We start from the raw sequence: 22,136 nt of genomic DNA on the forward strand, positions 1-22,136 counted from the left end.
CAGGAAGTGTTCGTGATGACTTCGCCGTTCCGCCACGCCTCCGCGCGGCCCGCCCTCACCCGACGCGGGTTCCTCGGCCTCCTCGGCGCGGCCGGCGCCGCGACCGCCCTCGCCAGCTGCGGGCTCGGCGGGCTGATCGGCCAGACCGCCGAGCTGCTGACCAGCCGGGCTCCCCTGCCGAAGCCGTTCCGGGTGCCGTTGCCGATCCCGCCTGTCAAGCGTCCCGTGCGCAGCGACGGAACCACCGACTACTACGAGATCGTGCAGCGGCCGGCCGAGGTCGAGATCCTTCCAGGGCTGAAGACGCCGATCTTCGGCTACGACGGGATCTTTCCCGGCCCGACCCTGGTGACCCGCAGCGGCCGGCGCACGGTGGTCCGCCACCGCAACGAGCTTCCGGTGCCGGTCGTGGTGCACCTCCACGGTGGCCACACCCCGGCCGACAGCGACGGCTTCGCCACGGACCTCGTGCTGCCGACGAGCGGCTGGCGGCCTCCCCGCCACATGGCCCACGGAGGCGGCGCCATGCTGGGCGACGTCTCCGAGGGCGAGCGGGAGTACGTCTATCCGATGAACCAGCGCGCGGCGACGCTGTGGTACCACGACCACCGGATGGACTTCACCGGTCCCCAGGTCTACCGGGGCCTGGCCGGCATGCACCTGGTTCGGGACGACGAGGAAGAGGCACTTCCCCTTCCGGACGGCGACCGCGACATCCCGCTGATGATCTGCGACCGCGCCTTCGAGGAGGACGGCGCCTTCCGCTACCCCGCGCTCGACCGGAAGCTCTACGACACCCCCGGTGTGCTCCCCGACTACATGGAGGGTGTGCTCGGCGACGTCATCCTCGTCAACGGAGCGCCGTGGCCGGTGCTGGAGGTCGAGGGCGCCCGTTACCGCTTCCGCATCCTCAACGCGTCCAACGCGCGTCGGTACCGCCTCGCCCTCCGGCCGGGTCCCTCGGAGGGAGCTGCGTTCGTCCAGATCGGTGGTGACGGCGGCCTGCTCGAGGCACCGCGCGAGCACGACCACCTCGACATCGCGCCCGCCGAGCGTTTCGACGTGGTCGTGGACTTCTCGGCGTACAAGCCGGGCACCGAGGTGACCATGGTCAACCTGCTGGGCGAGGACTCGACCACCCGGGTCATGCGGTTCCGGGTCGGTCGCCGCGTGCGTGACCACAGCCGGGTACCCGCCAAGCTGTCCACGATCGAGCGCCTCGACCCGGCCAAGGCCGTCCGCACCCGCGAGTGGTGGTTCCGGCGCGGCAGGACCGGCAGCCACAAGGGCTGGACGATCAACGACAAGACGTTCGATCCCCGGCGGATGGACGCCCGACCGAAGCTGGGCGACATCGAGATCTGGCGGTTCGTCACCGACCTGCACCACCCGGTGCACGTCCACTTGGACCCGTTCCAGGTGATCAACCGGGGTGGCCACGCACCGGGCCCGTTCGACGCCGGCTGGAAGGACACGGTGGACGTCCGTCCGGCCGAGCACGTCGAGGTGGTCGTGCGGTTCACCGACTATCGCGGGCCGTACATGCTGCACTGCCACAACCTCGAGCACGAGGACATGGCGATGATGACGAACTTCGAGACGGTGTAGCCGCGCCCTTCGGGACCTCGAGCCGTGTCCTCGAGGGGTGCGAGCCCGCCGCCGGGGTCGTGCGGTCGCGTCCGGGCCCCTGTCACCTACGCGTCAGTCCCACCTACGCGTCACGGTGGTCGCCGTCTCACGCGGTGAAGGCGCGGTGCACCTTGGTGATCGCCGTGGCGATGTCGTCCACGTCCGCGGCGGTGTAGCGCTCGTTCCAGGCGATGACCAGCAGCCGCTTCGCGATGAGCGACTCCGCCACCGGACAGATCCCCTCGTCGTACGACGGGACCTCCCGCGCGGGCGGAACGCACAGCGGGTAGCCCGACGTGCCGTAGGTTTGACGCTCGGCCAGGACCGGCGTCCGGTAGACCGGTCGGGTGAGGTAGCCGCCGTTCGCTGGGATCCCCTCAGCGGCGAGCGCCTTCGCGTAGTCGTGGCACGTGCCGCCCGCTTGGTCCGGGTCGATGATGATCGGGTACTGCCAGTACGACATGCCGCCGTGGTCCGGTGGCGGGGTGATGCCAGCGAGTGGAGCGAGCGCCTTGCTCAGCCGCTCGGCGCCAGCCCGACGGTCGGCGACAACTCCGGCGAGCTTGGGCAGCTGGGCTCGCGCGACCGCCGCCTGCAGCTCGGTCATGCGGTAGTTGACCGACAGGAACAGGTGCGTCCGCTCGTCGGTGTCGCGCGGCCAGCCCTTGTCGGCGAAGAGCCGCATTCGTCGCGCCAGCGCCGCGTCGTCGGTGATGCACAGCCCACCGTCCCCTGCGGTGATGTGCTTGGACTGCTGGAGGCTGAAGCAACCGATGTGGCCGACGGTGCCGGCGAGCCTGCCGTCCGGGCAACGGGTCAGGTACGCCTGGGCGCAGTCCTCGATGAGCATGAGCCCGTGCTCGTCGGCCAGCGCTCGCAAGCTCGCCACCGGCGCTGGCGAGCCGAACAGGTGGACCACCATGATCGCGCGAGTGCGCGAGGTGATGCGCGCGCGAACCGACTCCACGTCGAGGTTGCCGGTCACCGGATCGACGTCGGCGAACACCGGCACGGCGTTCTGCATGAGGATGGGCAGGACCGTGCCGGCGTCGGTGATGGGGGTCGTGATGATCTCGTCGCCGGGCTCCGGGTTGACCGCGGCCACCGCGAGGTGAAGGGCAGCGGTGCCGGAGGTGGACGCCACGGCGTGCGCCACGGAGTAGTAGTCGGCGAACTCCCGCTCGAGTGCCCGCGTCTCGCCTCCGATCGTGGAGTTGAGTTGTCCTGAGGCGATGACGCGACGCAACGCCTCGAGCTCCTCGGCTCCGAGCGTCCGTCCGCTGGCGTTGTTGACGGTCGGGAACGGGGTCGTCCGCACTGGCGCGCCTCCGTCGAGCGCGAGATCGCCTGAGCTCATGCGCCTCCTCCTACCTCGCTCCGTGGCCGTCGTGGCCTGCCCTGGTTGGTCACCCATCCTTATACGGTCTTGACCTAAAGTCGAGCGTGCGTGAAGCTCGCCTCATGGGCCGGCGCCCAGCCCTCGCGCCACACCATCGAGGAGGAGCGATGCGCAACTCCAGACCGCCCCGACCATCCGACCACGTCAACCCCAGCAGACGCGACCTGCTGCGCACCACTGCGCTCGTCGGCGCCGCCGGAGCCCTCACGTCGCTGGGGGTTCCTCCAGCGGTGGCCGATACCGGCACCGCACCGCCCCGCCGACTCTCGGCGACCGTGTCCACCAAACGCGGGTCGACCTACTACACGCCTGCCAAGGTCGCCGCGGCACGACGGAACGTCGCCACCTACGACTGGGCGCGCCAGCTCCGTGACGACGCGGTCACCAGAGCGCAGCGCTACCTCGACAAGGGTGACGAGTGGCTGTGGAGCCTGGTGACCAGCCAGAGCCTCCCGCGCAGCTACGCGGTCAACCAGGACCTGGGCTCGCCCGTCACCGGCCGCGACATCTTCCAGTACGGCAACTACCCGTGGCTTGCCGATCCGTTGAACCGCCCCTGGAAGATCGTCGACCCCAGCAGCGACTACGTCTTCCCCACCAACGACTTCGCCGCCTACTACGCCAGCGGGCTCGACGAGCACGGCCTGTTCGACCCCGCTCGCGCGGACCGCAGCCTGCTGGTCAACGAGCTCTATCCCGAGCGTGGGCCCACGTGGGGCGTCGACGACGGCTTCGGCTGGGTCGACGAGGACGGCAACAAGTGGACGTTCATCGCCTACTACCACCACTGGCACCTGTGGTACAGCGGCACACCCACCGCGGAGGCGGCGATCGCGTACGCGTTGCGGTCGTTCCGGGACGCATTCCTCTACACCGGCGACCTGACGTACGCCCACGCCGGGCTCATCCTGCTCGACCGGATCGCCGACATCTACCCGGCGATGGACGCCTCCGCCTACAAGCGGGAGGACGGCTACCTGCAGTCGGACGGCCTGTCCGGCCAGGGCAAGATCCTCGGCTGCATCTGGGAGACCAGCCTGGCGAAGGACTTCATCACCGCCTACGACGCGTTCTTCCCCGCGATCGCGACCGCTGACGACGCGAACGTGGTGCCGTTCCTGTCGGCCAAGGCCGAGCAGTACGGCCTTCCCCCGAAGGACTCGATCGAGGCGATCAAGACCAACATCGAGGACAACATCCTGCGGGTGGCGTTGGAGGCGGTCCCGCGTGCCCAGATCCGGGGCAACTTCGGCTCCCACCAGGCGACGGCCGCGATGGCCGCGGTCGTGCTCGATTCCCCGACCGAGTCGAAGGAGTGGATCGACTGGGTCTTCCAAAGCGGACAGTACATTCCGCCGGACCAGATCACGGGCGGCAACGTCTACGCGACACTGGTCAACGACGTCGACCGTGACGGGTTCGGTAACGAGGCGTCCCCTGGATACAACTACGGGTGGATCAGCCAGCTGGCCGGTGTCGCTGACGCCCTCGCCGACTACGACGGCTACGCGGGCGCCGACCTGTACCAGCACCCCAAGTACGCCCAGATGATCGCCGCCCTGCCGGCGCTCGTCATGCTGAACCGCTACCTGCCACCGATCGGCGACACCTTGGCCACGGGACAGCCAGGCCTGCCGGGGACGGCCCAGCAGTACACGACCTACTTCGAACGGTACGGTGACCCGGTCTTCGCGCAGATGGCGTACCTGTCCAACGGCGAGTCGGTGGAAGGCCTCTACTCCAGCGTCTTCGCCGAGGTCGCCGACACCCAGGAGCGCATCGCGGCGATCGTGGAACGCGAGGGTCCTCTCGCGTTGCCGAGCGTCAACCTCACCGGCTACGGCTTCGCAGCGCTGCGGTCGGGCACCGGCCGCCACATGAGAGGCATCTGGACCTACTACGGCCGCAACCGCGGCCACGGGCACGCCGACGCGCTCAACCTCGGCATGCACGGCTTCGGCGTCGACCTGTTGCCCGATCTCGGCTACCCGGAGTTCGCGGACAACAACGCGCGCCGGCACGAGTGGACCGCGAACACCGTCGCCCACAACACCGTCGTGGTCGACGCCAGCAAGCAGCAGTCGCACTGGGTGGGCCAGCCTCACGGCTTCGCCGCCACCGAGGACGTCCAGCTCTTCGACATCGCCGCGCCGGAGGTCTACCCCCAGACCAGCCTCTATCGCCGGGTGTCGATCCTGGTCAAGGTCGACGAGGAGAACTCCTACGTGGTCGACGTGTTCCGGGTCGTGGGCGGCCAGCAGCACCACTTCTCCTTCCATGCGGCCGAGGGCCCGGTGACCACGGATGGCCTCACCTTGGTTCCGCAGGAGACGGGAAGCTACGCCGGGCCGGACATCGAGCCGCCGCCGGACAACGCGCCGCCCCGCCCCGACGCGAGCGGCTTCGACTGGCTGTCCAACGTCTCGCGCGACACCGCACCGCCGAGCACGTTCAGCGTGGACTGGAGCGTCAAGGACACCTGGAACGTCCACGATCCGGACCCCGACCTGCACGTCCGGCTCACCATGCTGACCGAGGTCGACGAGGTGGCGCTCTGTGACGGGATCCCACCGCGCAACAAGCCAGGCAACCCGGCGTCGCTGCGCTACGTCATCGCCCGTCGGGCTGGAGAGAACCTCGCGAGCCAGTTCGTCTCCCTGGTCGAGCCGTACGTCGGCCAGCGCTACGTCCGCGAGGTCACCACGGTGCCCATCCGTGCGGTGAACGGGACGGTCGCGGACCACGAGGTCGCTGCCGTCAAGGTGACCTTGACCAACGGTCGGGTCGACTACATCGTCAGCTCGCTCAAGACCGACGTCCTGCTGCGCGTGGACGACACGTTCATGTTCCGGGGCAGCGTCGGTGTCTACTCCACGCGGGACGGCCGTGTCCAGTACGCGTTCGGCCACGACGCCTCCATGGTCGGGCCGCTCCCCCGGATGCAGGGCGCCCCCGCCGTGGTCGGCACGGTGACCGACTTCACCCTTGAGCTGTCCAGCAGCAACAGCCTCACGCTGCGGCTGACGGAGGAAGGCCCGGCGCCCGACGCGCTCGTCGACAGCTACGTCTACGTGGAGAATGACGGTGTCCGGAACGCCGTGTACCGCGTCGTCGGCGCCCGGTACGACGGGCCCGACACCCTGGTGCTCGACATCGGCCCGACGACGACCATTCGCGGCTACGTCGACCCGAACGACTTCGACAAGGGCTACACGTACGACGTGGAGGTCGGCCAGACCGCTCGCATCCCACTCACCAGGCAGTGGCGGCGCTAGCGTCCAAAGCTGCCTTGAACGGCCACGACCAACCACCCACCCGACAGGCGATCTTCTGAGGTGACGACGTTATGACATCCACACTCGCGGTCAACGGCGGCGAACCGGTGCGGAGCACGCCGTTCCCCGCGTGGCCGACCGCCGACTCAGCCGACGAGGCGGCTCTCCTCGACGTCCTCAGGTCCGGAAAGTGGGGCAGCACCCACGGTGACCTCGTGGCGCGCTTCGAGCGGGAGTTCGCCCAGTACCAGCACGCCCGCTTCGGCGTCTGCGTCTGCAACGGCACCCTCGCCCTCGCCGCCGCGTTGCGCGCGGTCGGCGTCGGCCTCGGAGACGAGGTGGTGGTGCCGCCGTACACGTTCATCGCGAGCGCGGCCGCGGTCACCTTCGTGGGCGCGATCCCCGTCTTCGCGGACATCGATCCGGACACCCACCTGCTCGATCCGCAGGCCGTCGAGGCCGTCATCAGCGAGCGCACCAAGGCGGTGATGCCGGTCCACATCGCCGGCCGGCCATGCGACATGGACGCGTTCGCCGAGCTTGGGCGACGCCACGGCGTCGCGATCATCGAGGACTCCGCCCAAGCGCACGGCGCGGAGTGGAAGGGACGTCGGGTCGGCGCCCTGGGCGACGTCGGCACCTTCAGCTTCCAGACCTCGAAGAACGTCAGCGCCGGCGAAGGCGGCATCGTGGTCACCAACGACGAGGCGCTCGCCGACCGGTTGTACTCGATCGCCAACGTCGGGCGGGTGCGGGGCGGGGGCTGGTACGAGCACCAGCACCTCGGCTACAACCTACGGCTCACCGAGTTCCAAGCGGCCCTGCTCTTCGGGCAGCTGCGCCGGCACCCCGAGCAGCAGGCCCGGCGGGCCACCAACGCCGCCTTGCTCCGTCGGCTGCTCGCCGACGTCGACGGCGTCTGGCTTCCGCCGGAGGACCCGGCGGTGACCGCACACGGCTGGCACCTGTTCCTGCTCCGCCTGCCAGGAATCGGCGGTCGCAAGCACGCCTTCGTCCGCGCGCTCGCCGCGGAAGGCATCCCCTGCTCCGCCGGCTACGACGGGCTGCACCGCAACAAGGCGCTCAACGACGAGATCGCCACCATCGTCAAGCGGCTCGACGTGCCGTGGAAGGAGCCCCACCTTCCGGTCGCCGACCGGCTGGTGTCCGACACGATCTGGCTGCCGCAACCCACCCTGCTCGGCACCGAGGAGGACATCCACGACATCGCGACGGCGATCACCAAGGTGCTGGCCCACGTCGACGAGCTGTGAAAGAACGCCGGGGGCGCCGGCTCACCACCGGCGCCCCCGGACCTCACCCTGATGACATCGGTCGATCAGCTCGGCGTCTGGTTCGCGAAGCGGCGCGCGTACCAGTTGAGGTTCGCCACACAGGCCACACCCGAGCCGGAACCGGGTTGGACGTCGTGGTCGACGTAGATGGCGAGGGCATGGGTGAACAGCGCGGGATCCCAGGGCGCGACCGCCATCCAGCGCGGTGCTTGCAGGTACTGACCTGGCGGCGCCAGACCACCGCCGCCATCCACCCGGACGTACGTGGTGGCGAGGCCGTCCGCGCTGGTGGCGAGGTTCTGGGTGAAGGTCCGCGCGAGCCGCACCATGTCCAGGCCCTTGAACACCACACCCGCCCGGAAGGCGAGCGCGGCGAAGTCCACCTCGATCGCCGCGTGGCTGAGGTCCTCGTACTGTTGGGCGCCTCCGCTGGCGCTGCCGTACGAGGGCGTGTACTCCGAGACGTCGGTCGCCGGGTCACCGGACTTGCCGTAACCCTGGTAGACCTCGCTGAACGTCGGCCAGTACGGCCAGATGTAGGCGCCGCCGCTGTCAACGACGAGCTGCGCCCGGACCATCGTGGCGAGCGCCTGGGCTCGTCGTAGGTAGTGCGGGTCCCGGGTGACCCGCGCGAGCTCCAGGTAGGTCCGACCGAGCGCGACGCTCTGGTTGATGGGCTGGATCGTCCCGTCGTAGGGCACCGGCATGCCCTTCGGCCAGCGGAAGTAGCCCGCTCCGTCGTCCTCGCGCCACTCGGAGTCGTGGACGGCGACCGCCGCCTCCACGGCCGCCAGGTACTCTTCGGCCTTCGCCTTGTACCGGGAGTTCCGCCGCAGTGTCGGGGTCGTGGCGACGACGCGGACGAAGGTCGCGATCGGGTAGGTGATCATGCCCGTGTGGACGGAGAAGACCACCGGCTGGGACGACAACGCGAACGTCCCAAGCCTGGGCGGGTCTGTCCGGTCTGCGGGATCGGCCCGCAGGTCCCGCACCGTCGTCATCGCCGGTCCCGGATAGGCGTCGTAGACACGACGAACCACGTAGTCCGAGCTCGCCGGGTCCATGGTGACGTCGGGGAACGTGTCGACGCCGTACCTGGGACTCACCACCTCGAGGGTGACCCGACCGTCGCCACTCCCCGACCGCACGGTGACCGTGGTCTCGTCGGCGTACGCCCGGGCGCTGCGGACCTCGAGCACCTCTCGCCCTCGTCCATCGGTGAGGCGAACCGTTCCCACGGTGTAGGGGTGCATCGCCCGCCACGCGGGCAGTGAGCGACCCGTGTAGTCCGTGACACCACGCACGCTGTCCCGGTTCGCGAGGACCAGGTCGACGTTGTGGATGAGGCGATCGAGGTAGTAGGTGTCCCGGTAGGCGTCGTACATGCGCATGAATCCCATGAGCACGTACGACTGTCCCCACGCCAGACCGCCATGGTCATTGGGCTGGTCCGGTTGGCCGGCGGCTCCGCTGGAGTGGAAGACGCGGTCGAAGGGGTCGAAGGTCTCGCGTGCGGTGTAGTCGTACGTCGCCGCCGACGCCCGGCGAGGGCGGAGAAGGTCGACGGGGACAGCGAGCGCACCCGCCACCGTGGCCAACCCGGCCAGGAATCCTCGCCGATTCGTTCCCGTCCCCTGACGGCTCACCGGATCAGATGAGGGGGACATGGCCGTGCGCGCCGGGCCGGCCGGTCCGGTCAGCTCGGACATCGAGATCACCTCTTTCGCGAGCGGAGGATCACGGCCGGCCCGGCCCCGCGAGGCTCAGCCGGCCGCGACGGTGAACCTGGACACGCCAGCGGGCAGGTCAGCCGCCAGCTCCAGGACGTGACGACCGTGCCGGGTGACGACCCGGGCGGTCGCCTTGCCCTCCGTCACCCGGAACGTCGCGTCGGGGGTCAGTCCGGGCCACGCGAGCACCACACCGGCCTGGTCGATCGCGGCCTGCGCCGTCACCTCGACGCGGAGCTCGCCGTCCGACGAGCCGGGCAGCGTCGTCAACCGCACTCCCCTGCGGGCCCGCTCCCACGCGTTGAGCTGCTTGCTCGTCCACCACGGCATGCCACGGCGACGAGCCTCGGCCGCCACCTGGCGGCACGCCTCGGCGACGTACGGCTTGGTGGCCAGATGCGCGGAGTGGAACAGGAAGTGCGCGACGCCGTGCACTTCGAGCACGCCGTCCAAGATCACGTCGCGGATCGACTCGTGGCTCGCCCAGGCGAGGTCCTGGGTGTGCAGGGGAAGCTCCAGCACATCGATTCGCCGGTTGCGCTCGGCCGGGCCGGCCATGGGGAACCACAGGTGGCACGAGCCGAAGGGGAAACCGACATTGCCCTGCTTGCTCGGACCGCGGGACTGGTCGATCCGAATGCCGACGCGCTCACACCACAGGAAGAACTCGTCCCAGCCTTCCCACCTGGTGTAGTGGTTCTTGTTGGAGACGATCTCCTCCACGCCGGTGAGGGCTTGCACCCAGGCGTACTGGGCCCGCAGCTGCGGCCATCCCCACGAGGCGATATCGGCATCGCCCATCGCGTTGTAGTGGAGAGCCTGCTCGTGTCCTCGAGCCGCGATCTCGGCCACCACCTCGGGCCGGTAGCCGCCGGGGTAGCAGTGGCACCAGGTGACCTTGACGCCAGCCTCGTCGAAGACGCGCAGCCCCGCCTCGGCGTGCTCGGAGACATTGCCGTCGGAGTCGTGGGACATGTGGGCGACGGCGGGAACACCGGCCGGCCAGTAGTGCAGCCACGGCAGGGCCAGGCCCGCCGTGGCCGCGGCGTCGAACACCGCCGTCAAGAACTCCAGGCGCAGCAGGTCCGCCGTAGGCCGGTGGAAGATCGGCGCCGCCGCTCGCGGCGGGTACACGTGGGGGAAGACTCCCTCGACCCGCACCTGGCCCGGCGGCAGCGCCCGCTCGTCGTACGAGAGCGCCAGACCGTCGTCGCACTTGAGGATGCCGTCGTCGACGGGGCACGAGCCATCCGGCGCGGGCGGTCCGTCCTGCTCGACCGGGTGGCCCTGCTGGATCGTCACGATCCGCTCCCACACGTCCGCGGGGAACGTGGTCTCGCCGGCCCGAGAAAGCACACGACCCTCACGCGGGAACACCGCCAGGACGTTGCCCTCCGCGAGCCGTGCGCGGACGTCGTCTCGCTCGACGACCTCGTACGGCAGCCGCACGTGGTCGAGGACCTCCGTGCAGTACAGCCACCAGGCGTTCTCGCCCTTGTCGTGGCGAGCCGCCGCCTCGGCCTCGTCGAGCACGACGACGATCGATGAACTCACCGTGCCTCCTCCTTGGGACGTTCGGGGGTGCTGACGCCGGTGCCGCCTCGTTTACCCGTGACCGCTGAGCCGTTCCTCGCGCCACGCACCGGCAGCACCGCGGCCAGCAACGTGCGTGTGTAGGGGTCCTGGGGCTGGCTGAACAGCTGCTCGGTCGGCGCGAGCTCGACGAGTCGGCCGCGGTTCATGACCGCCACCCGGTCGGCCAGGCGTTCCACGACGGCGAGGTTGTGCGAGATGAACAGGCAGGTGAGCCCGAGCTCGTCGCGCAAGTCCAACAGCAGCTTGAGGATCTGCGCCTGGATGGAGACGTCGAGCGCGGACGTCGGCTCGTCGCACACCAACAGGTCCGGGCTCAGCGCGAGCGCGCGGGCGATCGCGATCCGCTGCTGTTGGCCGCCCGAGAACTGCCGCGGGTACAGGTCGGCGAACCGCGGGTTGACGCCGACCAGCTCGAGCAGCCTCAGCGCCTCGGCTCGTCGCGACTCCTTGTCGCCGATCTTGTGCAGGCGCAGCGGCTCGGCGACGTTGGCCGCGGCGGTGTAGTGAGGCAGCAGCGAGCCGTACGGGTTCTGGAAGACCATCTGCATGCGGCGCCGAATCGCCCGCAGCTCCTTCGCCGAGCAGGTCGCGAGGTCGCGGCCGTTGAACAGAACCCGACCCGACGTCGGCTGGATCAGGCCCATGAGCAGCCGAGCCATCGTCGACTTCCCGCTCCCGCTCTCGCCGACGAGGCCGAGGGTCTCGCCCCGACGCACCTCGAGCGACACGTCCTCCACCGCCGGGACGTCACCGGCTCGACTGGAGAAGATCTTGGTCACGTTCTCGGCGCGCACGAGCACCTCGTCGGCCATCAGCGCTCCCTCACCTTCCAGCACGCCACCTGGCGCCCCTCACCGATCGGCAGCAGCTCCTGGGGCGACAGGCACGCCGGACGCTCGGCCATCGAACACCGGGGGTGGAAGGGGCAGCCCTCGGGTAGTCGGGCCAGGTCCGGTGGGCTGCCCGGGATCGGAGTGAGTGGCCGGTTCCGGTCTCCCAGCTCCACCGAGGAGTCCAGGAGGCCGACGGAGTAGGGATGACGCGGATCGTCAAGCAGGTCCTGCGTTGGTGCCCGCTCGACGACCCGGCCGGCGTACATGACCACGATGTCGTCGCAGAAGTACCGCGCGACGCCGAGGTCGTGGGTGATGAGGATGATGCCGGTGCCGCGCTCCTTGACCTTGACCAGCAGGTCGAGGATCTGCCGCTGCACCGTCACGTCCACCGCCGTGGTGGGCTCGTCGGCGATGAGCAGCGCCGGCTCGGTCAACATCGCCATGGCGATCATCGCGCGCTGGCGCATTCCACCCGACAGCTGGAACGGGTAGGTTCGAATCCGCCGTTCCGGCTCGGGGATCCCCACGTCGGCGAGAGCGCGGATCGCCCGCTCGCGTGCCTCCGCTCGGCCGCACACCCCGTGCCAGACCAGGTGCTCGGTCAACTGGCGTTCGAGCGTGAGCGTCGGATTCATCGCCTCCATGGCGTTCTGGAACACCATGGCGATCTCTCGACCCCGCACCCGACGCATCTCCCGCTCGCTCAGCGCGAGCAGGTCCCGACCACGGAAGTACGCCTCTCCACCGACGATCCGCGCCGACCGCGGCAGCAGCCGCAGGAGGCTCCGAACGGTGACGGTCTTGCCGCTGCCGCTCTCCCCCACGATCGCCAGTGCGCGCCCGGGCGCGAGGTCGAAGCTCACGCCCTCGACCGCGGGCAGCGTCTCGCGGCCTCGGACGAAGTGGGTCCGCAGACCGCGCAGCGACAGCAACGGCTCGCTGTCACCGGCCTTCCCGCCCACGTTGGTGGGCGCACTCGTCGGCGCGGTCATCGCTGCTCACCACTCGGGTCGAAGGCGTCACGCAAGCCGTCACCCACCCAGGTGAACGCCAGCAGCGTGAGCGCGAAGAGCAGGGCAGGGAACACCATCATGTGTGGCGCCGCCAGCAGATAGCGCATGCCGTCAGTGATCATGGCTCCCCAGGAAGGAATCGGCTGCACGCCCAGGCCCAGGAGGGCCAGGCCGGCCTCGGCCGCGATCGCGGCCGGGATCCCGAAGCTCGTCGTGACGAGGATCGGTCCGATCGCGTTGGGCAGGATGTACCGGACCGCGATCGTCGTGCCTCGAGCGCCCATCGCCCGTGCCGCCTCGACGTACTCGCGCTGTTTGAGCGTGAGGACCTGCGCGCGCACGAGCCGGGCCTGGGTGACCCACGACGCGATCCCGATGGCAAGGATCAGCGAGAACAGGCCGCGGCCGAGCACGGTGACGAGCACCACCGCGAAGAGGTAGCTGGGGAACGCGTACATCACGTCCGTGAAGCCCATCAGGACTTGCTCGACCCGCCCGCCGCGGTAACCAGCCACCAGGCCGACGACCAGGGCGAGGACGAGAGCGGTCAGCTCGGCGCCGAAGGCCACGGTGAGCGCTGTCCGCAGACCGTAGAGCAGCCGGCTCGCGATGTCGCGACCCAGCAGGTCGGTCCCGAGCAGGTGGCCTTCGGTGCCGATGGGCGCCAGCCGGGCGTTGTAGTCGGTCTCGCTGTAGTGGTACGGCGCGATCAACGGCGCGAACACCGCGACCACCACGAGCAGGCCGGCGAAGATCAGGCTGGCGAACGCGAGCCGGTTCGCCCGGAACCGGTCCCAGGCCCGAGCCCACTGTCCACGCGGGCGCGGCAGCTCTGGCTGACCCGCCTGGTCGGGCTCGGCTAGAGCACCTGTGTCGACTCCTGCTGCGAGGCTCTCCGAGGTCGCCGTTGTCCCCACCCCCCTTCGGCGCGGATGCGTGGATCGAGGACGCCGTAGATGAGATCCACGACGAGGTTCGTGACCATGAGGATCACCGCGAAGAACAGGGTGCTCCCCATCAGCAGCGGCATGTCCCGACTGGCCGCGGCGGTGGCGAAGTACAAGCCGAGGCCGGGGATGCGGAACAGCGCCTCGATGAACACCGTGCCCGTCATCAGGCTCGCCAGCAGGGGCCCCACGACGGTCACCAGCGGAATGAGCGAGTTGCGCAGGGCGTGGCGGACGATGACGGTGCGCCGTGGGCCGCCCTTGGCCAGGGCAGCCGTGACGTACTCCTCACGCAGCGTCTCCAGCATGCTGGAGCGCACGTACCGCGCCAGCACCGCCGCCGGTCCGATGGCCAGCGCGAGGACGGGCATGATGAGGTTCCGCGGCCCCTCCCACCCGCTCGAGGGCAGTACGTGCAGGGTGGCGGTGAAGAGGAGGACGAGGAACGCGGCGCTGAGGAAGCCCGGGAGCGCGTGGCCGAGCGTCACGAGGAACATCGCCACGTGGTCGGCGGCGGAGTTCTGCCGCAACGCCGCGTACACGCCCACCGGGAGCGCGATCAGCAAGGCCAGGGCCACCGACAGGATGGCCAGCGTCGCGGAGATCGGGAACGCTTTGGCGATGATCTCCTGGATCTCCAGGTGGGGGTACTTGTAGGACGGACCGAAGTCCCAGGTCAGCGCCCCCTTCATGAAGATGAGGTACTGCTTCCACGGCGGGATGTCGGCGCCGTAGCGGGACTCGAACGCCGCCATGACGTCCTCGGTCCCAGCCGAGCCGATCGTGGTGGCTCCGCTGCTGATGCGCTGCAAGTCGGCGAAGTTGCCGGGGGCCAGCTGCAGCAGGGTGAAGGTGATGATGGAGACCGCGATGAGCGAGACCACCAACCGCAACACCCGCCGGGCCAGGTAGCCGGCGAAGCCCCCGAGCATCTCAGGCTCCGTCGAGGACGCTGGCGACCGTGACCCGGGCGCCGCCGCGCTCAGCCGAGAGCACGCCGGCCCGCAGCACCGCGAGGAGCTCGAGCGTCTCCTGCGGCTCGATCGGGGGCTTCCCGGTGCGCGCCATCGCGACCGCGGCACGCATCTGGGCGCCGTAGAACCCGTTGGAGTCGCTGATCTGCACCGCGTGCAGGCCGTTGGCGCCGTAGGCGGTGAGGTGGAAGCAGTACGCCGCGTCCCGCAGCGTCTGCACCACCGCGGTCGGCCCGTCCGCGTACGACAGGATCGCGACGTCCCGGTCCGGCCAGGTCAAGCGCTGCACCCACTCCACCCCCGGTCCGACCAGGGCGTACAGCTGCTCGACCGCGTGGACGCCGTAGTAGTACCACTCACCCGGACCGACGCTGACCACGGACGACAGCGCGCCGAGGTCACGGAACCGCTGCCGCTCCGCCTCCAGCTCCACCGCGAAGCGCAACGCCGAGGAGCTGGTCACGGGCGTGCCCTTCTCCTCGGCGAGCTTGAACAGCGAGACCGCCTCCTGGAGGTCGACCGCCATCGGCTTGTCGACGAACGTCGGCACACCGGCGGCGACGAACGGCCGAGCCAGCGGCACGTGGTTCGCGCCACCGCCGGTGTCGTCGACGACGAGGACCAGATCCGTCTGGTCGATCAGGTCGGTCGGCTCATTCACCACCTGCGGGATGTCGTAGGTACTCGCCAGGGTCTCGGCGTCGGGCTGGTCGGGACGCAGCTCGCCACCCCACACCCACGTGATGCGCGCCCCGTCGGCGACGTCACGCTCGTTCAGCAACCGTGCGTAGGCGCTCGCGTGCGAGGTGTTGACTCCGACCAGCCCTACCCGAAGTTGGCCTGCGCTCATGCGTGTCCTCTCCATCCCACGTGCAGGTTCGATGTCACGCCTCGCCCTCGATGCTGATGCCCTTGAAGTAGAAGAACTCCGGGGCAGCGCGGAGGTTGAGCCCCTTCACCGTCGGGCGCACGGCGAACATCGCGTCACCCCACAACAGTGGCACGAAGAGGGCCTGTTCGTCGCGCAGCTTGGCGGCCTCGATGAACAGCTCCGTCTGGCGCTGCTCGTCCCGCTCCGCCGAGGCCTGCTCGACGAGCTCCGCGAGCCGTTTGGATTCGGGGCTGGCGTGCTGCTCCAGGATGGCGTCGAGCTGCCGGGTCTTCTCGGCGGGCTCGAGCTTGGTGTCCTGCTCGATCTGCTGGTACCGCGCCCAGACGTCGGCAGGCAGGCTGAGCTTCTGCACGTCCTTCGGCGACCACAGGACACCCACCATGACCGGCCAGGTGTGCAGGCCGGCGAAGGTGCCGTAGTAGAAGCCGATGTAGTCGCCCTTCTGCACCTGCCAGCGCCGTTCGACGTAGACACCGGCCTCGACGACGTCGAGGCTGGCCTGGATGCCGAGGTTCTTCTTCCAGGCGTCGACGACACCCTCGATGACCGGCGACTGGGTGCCCGCGAGGATGCGGACCGGCGGAAGGCCCTTGCCGTCGGGGTAGCCGGCTTCGGCCAGCAGGCGTTTCGCCTCGTCGATGTCCTCGCGGATCGTGAGCTGCTGCGCGTCCCAGCCCTTCACGTCGTCGACGACGAGCGACACGCCCGGTCGCAGGCCGGGGCCGATCTTGGCCAGGGTTTCCCGACCGATCGCCAACGACAGCGCGCGACGCACCCGGACGTCGTCGAGGGCGGGGTTCTCGCTGCGCAGCTTCGCCAGGTAGTGGATCGAGTACGTCGGGATCGAGCGGACGTGCTTGGACAGCTCCGGGTCCTTCATAAAGCGGAGCGCGTCGGCGTCCGCCAGGCTGATGACGTCGACCTCGCCGTTCTCGTAGGGGACCGTCGCCGTGCCGGTCGCCACCGACTCCTGCAGGTCGATCTCGATCCGGTCGAGGTGGACCGCCTCCTTGTCCCAGTAGTGCTCGTTGGGGACCAGCACGATCGAGGAGTTCTGCGTCCAGCTCTCCACCTTGAAGGGGCCGTTGGACACGAACTTGTCGGGGTTCTGCCAGTCCTTCGGGTTGGCTTCCACGGTGTCCATGTGCAACGGCAGCATGGACGGGTGGGTGAGGCCGAACAGGAAGCCGGGGTTGGGATTCTCGAGGGTGAAGACCAGCTCGTAGTCGCCCGTGGCCTTGACGCCGACCTGCGACCAGTCGGTGAGCGTCCCGGCCAGGAACTCCTCAGCGCCCTTGATGCCGGTCGCCGCCTGGTAGGAGTTGGCGCCCAGCGTGGTGCCGCCGGCGGACGCCTGGCTCGGCGTGAACAACCGCTTCAGCGTGCGTTCGAAGTCCGAGGCGACGACCGGGTCACCGTTGGACCACTTGGCGTTCTGCCGCAGCTTGAACGTGTAGGTGAGGCCGTCGTCGGAGACGGTCCAGCTCTCCGCCACGGCGGGGATGACCTCACTGCCGTCCGGGCTCTGCTGGACGAGGCCCTCGAGGATGCCTCGCAGGGCCAGCCACATGCCGTTGGTGATGACCTGAGGGTCGAGGACCGGGAAGTTCGGGAAGCCCAACCGGAGGACCTGGGCGGGCTTGCCGTCTCCGCCCCCACCACCGCCACCCGACGGTTCGGTGCCGCTGTTCTCGAACAAGCTGCAGCTCGTCAGTGCCCCAGTGCTGGCGAACAGGGCCAGCAGACTCGTGCCCCGCAGGAGCTCCCGTCGGGTCGTGCCCTTGGTCACGATGACGCGGGAGAGGATTCGCTCGCTCATAGGTACCGCCACTCGATCGTGGGCCGGTGAATTTCGGTCCCGACCGTAGGACCCGCCTCCTTCGCCTGTCAATGGGGAGACACACCGTTTACCGTTCGGTGTCCTCCGCCTTACAGGACCGACGCCGTCCGCTCGAGGACGCGGACTGGACGACCCGTCCGGCGCGACAGGACCCGCGTTGACGTCTGATGTCGGCACAGATTACGGTCTCGACCGTTAGTCCTTTTCTCGCTTTTTCGTTGCTGTCATGATCGAGCCGGCTACGAGCCGTGCCCGCTCTGGAGGGGGACAGGGTGTTCGAGTCCGAAGAGGACCTAGAACGACGACTGGCGACGCCGTCACCCGGCCTCGTCGCCGACCTCGCACACATCGACGGTGACCTGGTGGTGCTCGGCGCCGGGGGCAAGATGGGGCCCAGTCTGTGTCACCTCGCCCGCCGTGGTCTCGACGCGGCCGGACGCTCCGACGTTCGGGTCTTCGCCGTGTCCCGGTGGAGCGACCACGAGGTCGAGGAACGACTGCGTCAACGCGGCGTCGAGACCGTGCGGTTCGACCTGTCACCCGACGCGGACCTGAGCGCACTCCCCGACGCCGGCAACGTCGTCTACATGGTGGGCGCCAAGTTCGGCACCGCCGACCGCCCGGCCACCACCTGGGCGGTCAACACGTTCCTCGCCGCGGCGGTGGCGCGCCGCTACGCCGACGCGCGCATCGCGGCGTTCTCCACCGGCAACGTCTACCCACTAGTGCCGGTGACCTCGGGCGGATGCACCGAGGACGACCCACCCGACCCGATCGGCGAGTACGCGATGTCATGCCTCGGACGCGAGCGGGCCTTCGAGCACGCCAGCCTGGAACGAGGCACTCGCGTCACCCTGCTGCGGCTCAACTACGCCGTCGAGATGCGGTACGGCGTCCTCGCCGACATCGCCAGCACCGTGCTCGCCGGTGAACCTCTCGACATCACCACCGGACACGTCAACGTCGTGTGGCAGGGGTACGCCAACGAGGTAGCCCTGCGCTCCCTCCTCCACGCCTCGAGCCCGGCGCTGACCCTCAACGTCACCGGACCGGAGACCTTGTCGGTCCGTCGCCTGGCCGAGCGTTTCGGCAAGCTCCTGGACGTCACGCCGTCGTTCGTCGGCGAGGAAGCGCCGACCGCCCTGTTGTCCGACGCCAGCCGCTGCCACGCGTTGTTCGGGTACCCCGAGCTGTCGGTCGGCGCTCTCGTCGAGGCGCAGGCCGACTGGCTGCGGCGCGGCATGGTCCTGTGGAGCAAGCCGACGAAGTTCCAGAGACGGGACGGGCGGTTCTGATGGCGCCGACACTTCCTCCCGACGTCGCTCGACTGCTCGCGGAAGGCTGCGTCATCCCAGCCCACCCGCTCGCCTTGAACGAGCGGCGGCAGCTCGACGAACGCCGCCAGCGCGCGCTCACCCGCTACTACATCGCCGCCGGCGCGGGTGGCGTCGCGGTCGGCGTGCACACCACGCAGTTCGCGATCCGGTCCGCGGGCCTGTTCGAGCCCGTCCTCGAGCTCGCCCGGGAGACCATCGATCAAGAGGTGGGCGACCGGCCGTTCCTCCGGATCGCGGGAGCCATCGGTGACGTCCGCCAAGCGGTCCGGGAGGCCGAGATCGCCGCTGAGCTCGGCTACCACGCCGTCCTGCTCGGGCCCACCACCTCCGCCGTGGACGAGCAGGAGCTGCTGCTGCGGGCGAAGGCGGTCGGCGAGGTGCTGCCCGTCATGGGCTTCTACCTCCAGGAGGCGGTCGGCGGCCGCTACCTCTCCCGGAACTTCTGGCGGGCGCTCGCCGACCTCCCGTGCGTCGTGGCCGCCAAAATCGCGCCCTTCGACCGCTACCGCACGCTCGAGGCCGTGCAGGGCATCGCCGAGGCCGATCGTGGCGACGAGGTCGCGCTCTACACCGGGAACGACGACACGATCATCACCGACCTGCTCACCCCGGTGATGGTCGACGTCGGCGGCGGCCGAGTGGTCCGACGCCGCATCGTGGGCGGGCTGTTGGGCCAGTGGGCGGTGTGGACTCGGCAGGCGGTCCGCCTGCTCGAACGCGCACGCCGCGCCTGGGCCGGGGACGACGCGGAGCTTCGCGCGCTGTTGGAGCTCAGCCCGTCGCTCACCGCCGCGAACGCGGCCGTCTTCGACGCGGCCAACAACTTCGCCGGCTGTATCGCGGGGGTCCACGAAGTGCTCCGACGTCAAGGGCTCCTCGCCGGCACCTGGTGCCTGGACCCCCACGAGACGCTCTCGCCCGGGCAGGCCGAGGAGATCGCCCGCGTCTGCGCGGCCTACCCCGAGCTCACCGACGACGACTTCGTCGCGGAGCACCGAGACGAGTGGTTGCGCTGACCGGCGATCGAGGGCGGGCAGCCGCGGTCACACGTCAACCCGGTAGATGACGGGCGGTCGGCCCATCTGACCCTCGCTGAGGGTGCCGACCGCCACCGCGGCGCCGGCGCGCTCGAGACGCTTGAGCAGCCGGCGGGCGCTGCGCTCCTGGATCCCGAACGCCTGGGCCAGCTCGGCCGCGGTGACCAGGCGGTTCTCCCTTCCCTCGAGGAACTGCCGAAGCGACTGCAGGGTCGCTCGACTCATGCCGAGCCGCTGCGCGAGCCGCCCCAGGTCCGTGGGCACGGCACCCTGGACCGCGCCCTTGGTCAAGACGATGTCGGAGTCGTGCGGCCCGCCGAGGACCGCCGCGACGTCGCCTTGGGCCCGGGCACGGGTCAGCGCCCGCGACGCGTGCGCGGCCGCCTCGCCGGCCGACCGGCCGATGCCGAGACCGATCCGGACGACCTTGTGCCGCTTGGCGATCGGCTCCAGGAACGGCGCGCCCTGGAAGTCAGCCGTCACCCGCTCGAGCGGGCCACGCGTGGTCACGAGCAGGTAGCGCTGCTCATCGAGCTGGACGACCGTGCCGCCGAGCTGGCCGAGGTCGCGTTGCAGCAGCGGGTCGGCGCGCTCCAGCTCGACGAAGCCCAGCGCGACCTGGGCATCGGAATGGTGACGGTTGCGGGTCCGCAGCGCCAGGGCGTCGATGGCGTTGCGGATGTCCCGCGGTGACGGCGCCAGCCGGACCACCGGCATCTCCTTGCGGAGCACGTCGTAGGCCGACCGCAGGCAGGTGATCGCCACCGTCGTGTCGTACTTGGCTCGGGCCTCGCAGTGGAACGCCACGACGTCCCGTGACCGCACCGGCAGGTCGTAGACCATCGTCACGGCCGTGTCGGGCGGGAGACCCGCCTCGGACAACGTCTCCGACACCTCGGCGGGGTCGAGGGTGTCGATGCTGATCCGACTCAGGTCCCGACCACTTCTGGACAGTCGGAACAAGGCGGCCAGCAGCGTGAGGCCGCTGTAGGAGACGTGCTCCGCGGGCAGCGTCACCGCCTTGGCCGCGACCGCGATCGCGTGCGGCACGACGCCCGTGAAGAGCCAGGCGTCCACCTCGTCCGCGTGCTTCTCGAGCAACCGGACCGTCTCCTGCTCCTGCCGGTACGGCAGCCGTCGCGCACGCAAGGCAGGCGTTCGGTCGACGGCGTTGGCGACCCGGGGCACGAGGTCGGCCGGGCCCACCACGCCGAAGGTCAGTACCCGATCAGGCCGGTTCGTCGCCCGCCGCTGACGTCCGTCCATGCCTGTACGTTACGGCCTCGGCCGGAAACATTCGCCTCACCCACGCGCGCCGCGGATGGGGCACACTCATGGGTCATGACGAGCAACGGGACCGGCCCCCGCAGGCCGGCTGCCGTGGCGCGGGTTCGTGACCTGCTCCGCGGCCGGGTCGTCGCCGCCACCCTCACACCCTTCCACGCCGACGGCCGGATCGCCCGGGAGGCGGTCGCCGGCTACGCGGCGGCGTTGCGCCGCGGCGGCGCTGGCGCCCTGGCTGTCGGAGCCCACACCGGCCGAGGCGGCCGTCTCCAACCGGACGACCTCGCCGTGCTGGTGAGCGAGTACGCCGACGCCTCCGGGCTGCCCATCATCGCGGGGCTCGCCCTCGCCCCCGAGCGGCCGGTCGAGGACGCGATCCGGTTGGGTCTGCGGCTGCGGGCCGCGGGCGCCGCCGCGCTCCTGGTCTGTCCCGTCTCCGGCGCCTCGCCAGCGGACATCGTCCGTCTGCACGAGCGGCTGGGCGAGGAGACCGAACTCCCGCTCATGGCGTTCGTCCTCTACGAGCGGGCGAGTGGCTGCCAGTACGCCGAGGAGACGGTCGCCGAGCTTCTCACGCTCCCGTGGGTCTGCGGCGTCAAGCTCGCCTTGCTCGACAACGCGGTGGCCTGCCAGGACATTCTGGCCACCGCCCGGGCGGTTGACCCCGACGCCCTCGTCATGACCGGTGAGGACCGCATGTATGGGCCGTCGCTCATGTGGGGCGCCGACACCGCTCTCCTCGGGATCGCGTCCGCCCTCCCCGAATGGTCGGTCGCGGTGCTGGACGCCTGGACGCGAGGCGACCACGCGTCGTTCGTCGCCGCCTCGACCCGACTCGACGCCCTCGGTCGACTGACGTTCCGCGAGCCGATGGAAGGCTACGTGCAACGCATGGCGTGGATCGCGGCGTGGCAGGGGATCTTGCCGTCCGAGGTCGCGGTCGACCCGTTCGGCCCTCCGTTGCCGGCAGGCGAGCGCGAGCGGCTGCTCTCCGCGGTCCGGGCGCTTGCCGACACACCAGACGCACGACTATGCCAGTCCCGCCTCTAAGG

The 22,136-nt window shown here is 69.9% G+C and carries 16 protein-coding genes; 6 read left to right on the top strand and 10 right to left on the bottom strand.

The annotated features are described in order from the left end of the window. Positions 1 to 15 precede the first annotated feature (15 nt). On the top strand, positions 16 to 1,608 hold the full coding sequence (locus DFJ64_RS02390) for a multicopper oxidase family protein (RefSeq protein WP_115851765.1): 1,593 nt from the start codon (positions 16 to 18) through the stop codon (positions 1,606 to 1,608). Between the two features lie 127 nt (positions 1,609 to 1,735). Here DFJ64_RS02390 and DFJ64_RS02395 read toward each other — a convergent pair whose 3' ends face one another. Beyond that, on the bottom strand, positions 1,736 to 2,986 hold the full coding sequence (locus tag DFJ64_RS02395) for a DegT/DnrJ/EryC1/StrS family aminotransferase (RefSeq protein WP_115848951.1): 1,251 nt from the start codon (positions 2,984 to 2,986) through the stop codon (positions 1,736 to 1,738). 149 nt (positions 2,987 to 3,135) lie between these two features. Between DFJ64_RS02395 and DFJ64_RS02400 the strand changes: the two genes are divergently transcribed. Beyond that, positions 3,136 to 6,303: a heparinase II/III domain-containing protein gene (locus tag DFJ64_RS02400; protein WP_115848952.1), complete on the top strand. Its 3,168-nt coding sequence runs from the start codon at positions 3,136 to 3,138 to the stop codon at positions 6,301 to 6,303. Positions 6,304 to 6,374: 71 nt separating this feature from the next. Next, positions 6,375 to 7,577: a DegT/DnrJ/EryC1/StrS family aminotransferase gene (locus tag DFJ64_RS02405; RefSeq protein ID WP_115848953.1), complete on the top strand. Its 1,203-nt coding sequence runs from the start codon at positions 6,375 to 6,377 to the stop codon at positions 7,575 to 7,577. A 65-nt stretch (positions 7,578 to 7,642) separates the two neighbouring features. Here the strand turns inward: DFJ64_RS02405 and DFJ64_RS02410 are convergent, their stop codons facing one another. The 8 genes from DFJ64_RS02410 to DFJ64_RS02445 are packed head-to-tail and all read right to left on the bottom strand — an operon-like array spanning position 7,643 to position 17,405. Next, on the bottom strand, positions 7,643 to 9,307 hold the full coding sequence (locus DFJ64_RS02410) for a hypothetical protein (protein ID WP_147304564.1): 1,665 nt from the start codon (positions 9,305 to 9,307) through the stop codon (positions 7,643 to 7,645). 54 nt (positions 9,308 to 9,361) lie between these two features. After that, positions 9,362 to 10,882 (bottom strand): polysaccharide deacetylase family protein, encoded by a 1,521-nt coding sequence (locus tag DFJ64_RS02415; protein WP_115848955.1) that lies wholly within the window; start codon positions 10,880 to 10,882, stop codon positions 9,362 to 9,364. Then, the gene (locus DFJ64_RS02420) at positions 10,879 to 11,736 is read right to left on the bottom strand and encodes an ATP-binding cassette domain-containing protein (RefSeq protein ID WP_115851766.1); all 858 of its coding nucleotides are present in this window, start codon (positions 11,734 to 11,736) and stop codon (positions 10,879 to 10,881) included. Before DFJ64_RS02420 ends, DFJ64_RS02415 begins: the two co-directional genes overlap by 4 nt. Beyond that, entirely contained in the window at positions 11,736 to 12,752 is a 1,017-nt protein-coding gene (locus DFJ64_RS02425; RefSeq protein WP_115848956.1) for an ABC transporter ATP-binding protein, read from the bottom strand. Before DFJ64_RS02425 ends, DFJ64_RS02420 begins: the two co-directional genes overlap by 1 nt. Then, positions 12,749 to 13,690 (bottom strand): ABC transporter permease, encoded by a 942-nt coding sequence (locus DFJ64_RS02430; protein ID WP_115848957.1) that lies wholly within the window; start codon positions 13,688 to 13,690, stop codon positions 12,749 to 12,751. Before DFJ64_RS02430 ends, DFJ64_RS02425 begins: the two co-directional genes overlap by 4 nt. Next, the gene (locus tag DFJ64_RS02435) at positions 13,633 to 14,652 is read right to left on the bottom strand and encodes an ABC transporter permease (RefSeq protein WP_115848958.1); all 1,020 of its coding nucleotides are present in this window, start codon (positions 14,650 to 14,652) and stop codon (positions 13,633 to 13,635) included. The genes DFJ64_RS02430 and DFJ64_RS02435 overlap by 58 nt, the downstream gene beginning before the upstream one ends. A gap of 1 nt (position 14,653) precedes the next feature. Continuing rightward, positions 14,654 to 15,544: a Gfo/Idh/MocA family protein gene (locus DFJ64_RS02440; RefSeq protein WP_115848959.1), complete on the bottom strand. Its 891-nt coding sequence runs from the start codon at positions 15,542 to 15,544 to the stop codon at positions 14,654 to 14,656. 34 nt (positions 15,545 to 15,578) lie between these two features. After that, positions 15,579 to 17,405 carry a peptide ABC transporter substrate-binding protein gene (locus DFJ64_RS02445; RefSeq protein ID WP_115848960.1) on the bottom strand — a complete coding sequence of 609 codons (1,827 nt, stop codon included), beginning with the start codon at positions 17,403 to 17,405 and terminating at the stop codon, positions 15,579 to 15,581. A gap of 293 nt (positions 17,406 to 17,698) precedes the next feature. Here DFJ64_RS02445 and DFJ64_RS02450 point away from each other — a divergent pair, with 293 nt between their 5' ends. Then, positions 17,699 to 18,721 (top strand): NAD-dependent epimerase/dehydratase family protein, encoded by a 1,023-nt coding sequence (locus DFJ64_RS02450; RefSeq protein ID WP_115851767.1) that lies wholly within the window; start codon positions 17,699 to 17,701, stop codon positions 18,719 to 18,721. Next, positions 18,721 to 19,779, top strand: a complete 1,059-nt coding sequence (locus DFJ64_RS02455; protein ID WP_115848961.1) for a dihydrodipicolinate synthase family protein — start codon at positions 18,721 to 18,723, stop codon at positions 19,777 to 19,779. Before DFJ64_RS02450 ends, DFJ64_RS02455 begins: the two co-directional genes overlap by 1 nt. A gap of 27 nt (positions 19,780 to 19,806) precedes the next feature. On the opposite strand, the gene DFJ64_RS19145 is transcribed toward DFJ64_RS02455, so the two are convergent. Continuing rightward, positions 19,807 to 21,066, bottom strand: coding sequence for a response regulator (locus DFJ64_RS19145; protein ID WP_147304565.1), 1,260 nt, complete (start codon positions 21,064 to 21,066; stop codon positions 19,807 to 19,809). Between the two features lie 75 nt (positions 21,067 to 21,141). On the opposite strand from DFJ64_RS19145, the gene DFJ64_RS02465 reads away from it, so the two are divergent. After that, complete coding sequence (locus tag DFJ64_RS02465) at positions 21,142 to 22,134, top strand: dihydrodipicolinate synthase family protein (RefSeq protein WP_115848963.1); 993 nt, start codon at positions 21,142 to 21,144, stop codon at positions 22,132 to 22,134. Positions 22,135 to 22,136 lie beyond the last annotated feature (2 nt).

The organism is Thermasporomyces composti, from assembly GCF_003386795.1.
Classification (GTDB): domain Bacteria; phylum Actinomycetota; class Actinomycetes; order Propionibacteriales; family Actinopolymorphaceae; genus Thermasporomyces; species Thermasporomyces composti.